The sequence below is a fragment of the Peribacillus sp. Hz7 genome (assembly GCF_042136355.1).
Classification (GTDB): Bacteria; Bacillota; Bacilli; order Bacillales; family DSM-1321; genus Peribacillus; species Peribacillus asahii_A.
Genome location: NZ_JBHHJV010000051.1, coordinates 1 through 2,126, shown reverse-complemented (window position 1 = coordinate 2,126; position 2,126 = coordinate 1). Strand labels below are relative to the sequence as shown.

At 30.4% G+C, this 2,126-nt stretch carries 2 protein-coding genes; both read left to right on the top strand.

Going from position 1 to position 2,126, the window contains the following annotated elements:
• The first annotated feature begins 124 nt into the window (after positions 1 to 124).
• Positions 125 to 1,132, top strand: a complete 1,008-nt coding sequence (locus tag ACE199_RS23385; protein WP_375351909.1) for a hypothetical protein — start codon at positions 125 to 127, stop codon at positions 1,130 to 1,132.
• A 303-nt stretch (positions 1,133 to 1,435) separates the two neighbouring features.
• Positions 1,436 to 1,903, top strand: coding sequence for a GIY-YIG nuclease family protein (locus ACE199_RS23380; protein ID WP_375351908.1), 468 nt, complete (start codon positions 1,436 to 1,438; stop codon positions 1,901 to 1,903).
• Positions 1,904 to 2,126 lie beyond the last annotated feature (223 nt).

Genomic DNA, 2,126 nt, shown 5'->3' with positions numbered 1-2,126 from the left:
TTTAAATTCTTGTGTAAATGTTCTCCGCTCTCTTTTGGTCATGGTAGGTTCTCCTCGTTTATATTAACTGTAGTCTACTTGACCTTAAAATTTCTGTCCAACTAAGTGTAGCCTATCCACATTAATTAGGAAGAACGGTAAAGTCAAAAAGAATTTATTATACGCACTCATAAGTTTTGCAGCAATCTTTGTAGCGGTAATCATTGACATAGCTAATGACCCAGAAGTTCCTAGTAGTACAGAAGTAAGCAAAGAAACGGAGGAAAAGGAAAAACCCAAAGAAAAGGAAATTACGCTAACAATTGATGAAAAACCAGAAAAAGTATTACTTAAAACTGAAACTGCTACTATATTAGGATCAACCAAAAATGCAGAGACATTGAAGATTAATGATGAAGATGTAACTTTATCTGAAGACGGTAAATTTAAACATGATGTTAAATTAGAAAAAGGTGAAAACAATATTAAAATTGTAGCAACTAATTCTGATAAAGAGAAAGTAGAGGAAATTTCAATACTACGTGAAAATCCAACACTGACATTAGAAGTTAACGATTCAACTAGTAAAAGCTCTGAATTTGAATTAAAAGGGAAAACAGAAACAGATACTAAGGTTGTAGTTTACAAGGGTGATCAAGAAATAACAAATACAATTAGTAACGATGATGGTGAATTTTCTGTGAAGGTTAACACTGAAAAAGAAGGTAAGCATGAGTTTACGGTAAAAGTATCTAAAACAGACTATAACGATTCAGAAAAAAGTGTCAAAATCACAAGAGAACTAAGTGAGAAAGAAAAAGCAGCAGCTAAACGTGCAAGTGCTAAAACAATTGAGTTCAAAAGACTTGAGAAAAATCCAGATCGACACGCTGGAGAGTATGTGAAATATCAAGGTGAAATTGTGCAAATTTTAGAAGAAGGAAATTCAACTACACTTCGCTTATCTGTAACTAAAGAAAGTTACGGGTGGAGCATGAATGATATTATTATGGTACAGTATGATGACCTCACAGACTTCATTGAGGATGATGTGGTAACTGTTTATGGGACTGTTTTCGGAGGATATTCGTATAAATCGCAAGCTGGTTGGGATATAACAGTACCTTTAATAATGACTGATAGTGTGGAATAAAAGAACTTAATGGATGCTATCAACATGATTTCAAGCTTTATTACATCTGATTCGGAATATAAACTAGGAATTATAATTTTTGGATTTATGGGGAATCCCTCCAAAAAAATAGAGAAAAAGAAAATTAATATAAAAAAATAAAAATACAGACCGGAACATAGTAACACCTTAAAATGATAAACTCATCAAAAAACACACCACGAATTTAAAGATCAGGGTTATCCTGATCTTTTTCTTCTAGATTTTAATCAAAAAAGATTGATAATAATGTAGAATAATCTAAATGAGAAAAGGGGGTAGAAAATGTACGAAAAAGGGTTTAGAGATTTTTTATACTTAAATGAAATATTGCCATATAAAAACAATAAAAATTGGAAGAGCTTAAAAGTTGAACATAAAATCAAAACTCCAGAAGAACAGAAATCAGATAAAAAAAATTTAACTTTACAATTTGAAAATGTTGGTTTTAAGACGGGATTGTATTTATACGAAAATAATAAGGGCGAAGTGTTATACATTGGAAAAGGTATGAATAAAAATGAAGGTATTTTAGAAAGAATTAAAAGTTATTATCAGAAAGCATGTAATGGAGATTTTAAACCAAAAAATCAGAGACATATGGATCTAATCAAATTATTTAGGACTAACTTTGGGGAAATAAATATTTATGTGTTTCACATGGATGATGATAATGAAGCGATTCTTATTGAAGAAATTTTAACAAGAGAATTAAAACCTTTATACATTCAAAAATATCGTCAAAATACGTAGAAACGTAATGAATACACTAGAAGGAACAGGTATACATTATCTTAGGGTGGCAACCTTCAAACGTATGTAAATAAATAGACCGAACATATTATATATATAAAATAGAGTGTACCCTATAGAGTAGACATCAAAAAAAGTCTACCTATAGGGTACTTTTTGTATAATTAAGAAACACAACTAGAGATAACATGGAGACGGGGAAAATAATGAGTAAAAAGAGTTT

Excerpts from the sequence above, each read along its gene's own strand:
- ACE199_RS23380 (WP_375351908.1), top strand. The coding sequence starts at position 1,436 with ATGTACGAAAAAGGGTTTAGAGATTTTTTATACTTAAATGAAATATTG.